This is a genomic window from Endozoicomonas sp. YOMI1, assembly GCF_024606345.1.
Taxonomy (GTDB): domain Bacteria; phylum Pseudomonadota; class Gammaproteobacteria; order Pseudomonadales; family Endozoicomonadaceae; genus Endozoicomonas.
In genome coordinates this window covers 1-4,890 of record NZ_JAHHPM010000243.1, presented here as the reverse complement: position 1 = coordinate 4,890, position 4,890 = coordinate 1, and the positions used below count along the sequence as shown (strand labels likewise).

General features: G+C 48.4%; 3 protein-coding genes and 1 tRNA gene. All 4 read left to right on the top strand.

Going from position 1 to position 4,890, the window contains the following annotated elements:
• The first annotated feature begins 129 nt into the window (after positions 1–129).
• The 4 genes from KDK15_RS08450 to clpX all read left to right on the top strand — a co-directional run bounded on the left by KDK15_RS08450 (position 130) and on the right by clpX (position 4,509).
• A tRNA-Leu gene (locus tag KDK15_RS08450) sits at positions 130–214 on the top strand.
• A 394-nt stretch (positions 215–608) separates the two neighbouring features.
• On the top strand, positions 609–1,952 hold the full coding sequence (tig, locus tag KDK15_RS08445) for a trigger factor (RefSeq protein ID WP_257294918.1): 1,344 nt from the start codon (positions 609–611) through the stop codon (positions 1,950–1,952).
• Positions 1,953–2,144: 192 nt separating this feature from the next.
• On the top strand, positions 2,145–2,795 hold the full coding sequence (gene clpP / locus KDK15_RS08440) for an ATP-dependent Clp endopeptidase proteolytic subunit ClpP (RefSeq protein WP_257294917.1): 651 nt from the start codon (positions 2,145–2,147) through the stop codon (positions 2,793–2,795).
• 412 nt (positions 2,796–3,207) lie between these two features.
• Positions 3,208–4,509, top strand: a complete 1,302-nt coding sequence (gene clpX / locus KDK15_RS08435) for an ATP-dependent Clp protease ATP-binding subunit ClpX (RefSeq protein ID WP_257294916.1) — start codon at positions 3,208–3,210, stop codon at positions 4,507–4,509.
• Positions 4,510–4,890 lie beyond the last annotated feature (381 nt).

Genomic DNA, 4,890 nt, shown 5'->3' with positions numbered 1-4,890 from the left:
GAGCTCCGGATTGTGATTCCGGCGGTCGAGGGTTCGAGCCCCTTCGCCCACCCCAGTGTGACGGTTGTCCTGGTTTTTCAGGAGGCCTGAAAAATACAGTGTTTTGCGTGCTTCGTGGAAGCGCTGTGAGCGGAAGTGGTGAAATTGGTAGACACGCTGGATTTAGGTTCCAGTGCCGCAAGGCGTGAGAGTTCGAGTCTCTCCTTCCGCACCAGTCATTAACGGGGATAAGTATGCTTATCCCCGTTTTTGTATGTTTCATCCAAAGAAACTGCCCTGATGGGGGGTGTATGGACCCACTAGTCCTTAGCTTCGGGGAAACATATATGAATATTGCAGATATGAAAGGCTGAGCCAGGGCTGCTGTGTTTCGGGTCTTTTAAAATAGGCTTTTCATATAAAGTCTGTTCTATTCCTTGGTTTATACCGTTGAGAAGTGAGAGTGGTGCAAATCCTCTAGGGAGCTGGAATGTTTTAATAAAAAGTGTTCCTTTGCCTTGCCCGGATCCAATGTGACAAAGTGTGTTTGTGCATTTTCCGGGTGCATTTGCTAGTCTATCCGCCTTTTGGCCCATTGTTTACACAGGTTTTGGTGTTGAGGAACAAAAATGCAAGTCTCCCTTGAAACGACTTCCGGTATTGAGCGCAAGCTGACTATCACTATCCCGGGTGCTGATATTGATAGTGAAGTGAATAAGCGTCTGCAGGATCTGTCCCGACGTGTTCGTCTGGATGGCTTCCGTCCCGGCAAGGTTCCAATGAAAGTGGTTAAGCGTCGTTACGGTGCGGGCGTTAGACAGGAAGTGCTCGGTGAGATGATGCAGTCTTCTTTTATAGAAGCCATTCAGGAACAGGAACTGAATCCTGCCGGTGCGCCATCCGTTGAAGCCCAGTCTGATAACGACGAAGGATTCACCTTTGTTGCTACGTTTGAAGTCTACCCTGAAATCGCCCTTAATGAGTTCAGCGGTATTTCTGTTGAGCGCCCGGTTGCTGAGGTTCAGGAGTCTGATGTTGACGAAATGATCGAAACCCTGCGCAAGCAAAGTACAACGTTTGCTGACGTTGAGCGCGCTGCAGAACTGGGTGACCGCATTACCTTTGACTATGTTGGTACCAAAGATGGAGAAGCTTTCGAAGGTGGTAGCGCAGAGGAGTCGACTCTGGAGCTGGGCTCTGGCCGCATGATTCCGGGCTTTGAAGATGGCCTGATGGGTGTCTCTGCCGGTGAAGAGAAAGTACTGTCCCTGACTTTCCCTGAAGATTATCAGGCGAAAGATCTGGCAGGCCAGTCTGTTGAGTTTGCTTGCAAGGTTCACAAGGTTGCTGCACCAGCACTGCCTGAACTGAATGATGATTTTTTTGCTCGCTTTGGCGTAAGCGAAGGTGGCCTGGAAGGTTTCCGTACGGAAGTTTCCAGAAATATGGAGCGTGAATTGCGTCAGGCGGTTAAGAATAAAGTCAAGAATCAGGTAATGGATGGACTGTTGAAGATTCATGAAGTGGAAGTGCCTTCTGCTCTGACTTCCCAGGAAATCGACCGTATGCGCGAACAGGCGGTACAGCAGTTTGGTGGCATGAAAGGTGGCTTTGATCCAAAGCAGCTGCCAGCAGAGCTTTTTGAAGCCGATGCCAAAAAGCGTGTTGCCCTGGGTCTGTTGATTGGTGAAGTGGTTAAGCAGCGTGAAGTCAAGGTTGATGATGAGCGCGTGCGTGCCATGATTGAAGAAATGGCTTCCGCTTACCAGGAGCCTCAGCAGGTTATCGACTGGTACTACAGCAACGATGAGCAGCTGTCTCAGATCAAGTATGTTGTTCTGGAAGAGCAGGTAGTAGATACTATTCTGGAAGCGGCCCAGGTTTCAGAACAAGCATGCAGCTATCAGGACGCTATCAAGCCTGCTGAGCGTGCAGCTGAAACTGAAGAGGCAGAGCAGGAAGAGACTGCCTGATTCCGCTTGTAGAAGAGCATTTTATGAAGAGCGTGGGGGATGGGCGGCTGATTGACCGGTTCCCCTGACAAGCAACTAAGGTTTTACCGGCTCTGGTCGTTTTAATCTGGTATGCAAGCGACTAATCTTTCAGTTTATATGACTGACAGAGCAGTCGCTTTTCTTCGACTTGGCAAGGAGTTAAGACAGGATATGTCCAATCTGATAGACCCGCACGCCGTTGCGATCACCAACTCAGGACTGGTACCTATTGTCGTTGAACAATCAGCCAGAGGTGAACGCTCTTACGATATCTATTCCCGCCTCCTTAAAGAGCGAGTGATCTTCCTGGTGGGTCAGGTTGAAGATCATATGGCAAATCTGGTGGTTGCTCAGCTGCTGTTCCTTGAATCGGAAAATCCGGACAAGGATATTCACCTGTACATCAACTCACCGGGTGGGTCGGTAACTGCCGGGATGTCCATTTATGACACCATGCAGTTTATCAAGCCTGATATTTCCACCATGTGTATTGGTCAGGCTGCGAGTATGGGGGCTTTGCTGCTGGCTGGTGGTGCAGCGGGTAAGCGTTATTGTTTGCCACACTCCAGGGTAATGATTCACCAGCCGCTGGGAGGGTTCCAGGGGCAGGCGTCAGATATCGAAATTCATGCCCGTGAGATTCTGAGCATCCGCAGTAGGCTGAACCATGTTCTGGCTCACCATACCGGTCAGCCTCTTGAGGTTATTGAGCGGGATACTGATCGTGATAACTTTATGAATGGCGATGAGGCGGTAGAGTATGGCCTGATCGACCAGGTCATGAATCGTCGTGGTGAAGGCGGTAATAAAGACAAAAAATAAGCTGAGCGGCTTGTCATGAGCTGATGGCTCTTTTGTAATCTCCAGCGAGATGGTCTGTAATCTATGGAAATAGCCTCTGTGCAGTGTGCTATTTTCATTATTTATGACGCCTGCAGGTTGATTTTTATCCAAAGTCGTTGAACACTAACTCATTGGATGGGTTCTCTTGATAAGGAGGACTCTATCAGAATAGCTTTCCAGAAATATGCATGGTCCCGGATGGTCAGGGCATGAATTCTGGTATCACGCGGATCAAGCACTTGAAAACATGCCTCAATGCCTGCATCTTATCAGGCATGTAATTGTGAATCATGAAATGGGCTTTGATTAGTTTGACTGGCAGGTCTATTTTCATTGTCTATTTTCACTGGAGAGTGCAGGGCAGGCATTGTCCGTATAACAGGGTAATCGAATGACCGACGAAACAAGCGGCAAGGGTGAAGACAGCAGTAAGTTGTTGTACTGCTCTTTCTGCGGAAAGAGTCAGCATGAAGTGCGCAAGCTGATTGCCGGCCCTTCCGTATTCATATGTGATGAATGTGTTGATCTATGCAACGACATCATCCGTGAAGAAATTCAGGACAGCAGTGGCGAAGAGTCTTCTGATAAGCTGCCGATCCCTCGCGAGATCAAAGAAACTCTCGACGAGTACGTAATTGGCCAACCCAGGGCCAAGAAAGTCTTATCCGTAGCGGTATACAACCACTATAAGCGTCTGCGCTTTGGCGATGGCAAGGGCGACAGGAAGAAAGATGAAGTCGAGCTGGGTAAAAGTAATATCCTTCTGATTGGTCCCACCGGAAGTGGTAAGACGCTGCTTGCTGAAACGCTGGCACGCATGCTCAACGTACCATTCACTATTGCTGACGCCACTACCCTGACGGAAGCAGGTTACGTCGGTGAAGACGTTGAAAATATCATTCAGAAACTGCTGCAGAAATGCGATTACGATGTAGAAAAAGCTCAGATGGGTATTGTCTACATTGATGAAATTGACAAGATTTCCCGTAAGTCTGATAACCCATCCATCACCCGCGACGTTTCCGGTGAGGGTGTTCAGCAGGCTTTGCTCAAGCTGATTGAGGGTACGGTTGCATCGGTTCCGCCTCAGGGTGGGCGCAAACACCCCCAGCAGGAGTTTCTGCAAGTTGATACCTCCAATATTCTCTTTATCTGTGGCGGCGCTTTCGCCGGGTTGGATAAAGTGATTCGTGGTCGTACTGACAAGTCTGGAATTGGCTTCTCTGCACAAGTCAGCAGCAAGGATGACAAAAAGGATCTGGGTGAAACCTTTAAAGAAGTTGAGCCGGAAGATCTGGTGAAATTCGGTCTTATCCCTGAGTTTGTTGGCCGTCTGCCTGTCATTGCAACGCTTGAAGAGCTGGATGAAGAGGCGCTGGTGCGCATCCTCGTTGAGCCTAAGAATGCGCTGACCAAGCAGTACAGCAAGCTCTTTGATATGGAAGAGGTTGAAGTCGATTTTCGTCAGGATGCGCTGCGTGCGGTTGCCAAAAAAGCCATGGAGCGTAAAACCGGTGCTCGAGGCTTGCGCTCAATACTGGAGGGGGTATTGCTTGACTCAATGTATGAAATTCCTTCCGATCAGAGCATTTCCAAGGTAGTGATTGATGCCTCGGTTATCAATGGTGACTCTGAGCCGCTGTTGATGTACGAAAATTCTGAAACACCGAAGGCGGCACTTTCTGATAAGTGAGTTGCTGTTGCTCGCAATAAAAACCCTTCTTGGCACAAATGCCACTCGTTGTTAGACGAGTGGCATTACTCAAACTGCAGAGAAAGCATTTTACTTCGATAAAACAAGTCACTGGGCGAATAAAACCGAACTGGATTTCCAGTCAGGATTTTACTCTATTCACACATTTAGCATCTTCAGTGATCGTGAAGCAGGTTCAAAGTGCTTTATGGCGTTGAACAAGTTGTTGCATCGAAGCGATAAAACGCTGACAGAATTGAGAGTTTGAAAGCTTCAGTATCCAGGGGATATGGTAAGCGGCAGTTCATAAAAATAGCAACAATCGTAACATCCTGGGATAAAATATCGACAGAGCCACTAAGGAGAAGTTGCATTTGTGGG

Coding starts and splice junctions, on each gene's coding strand:
- tig (WP_257294918.1), top strand. CDS start 609: ATGCAAGTCTCCCTTGAAACGACTTCCGGTATTGAGCGCAAGCTGACT.
- clpP (WP_257294917.1), top strand. CDS start 2,145: ATGTCCAATCTGATAGACCCGCACGCCGTTGCGATCACCAACTCAGGA.
- clpX (WP_257294916.1), top strand. CDS start 3,208: ATGACCGACGAAACAAGCGGCAAGGGTGAAGACAGCAGTAAGTTGTTG.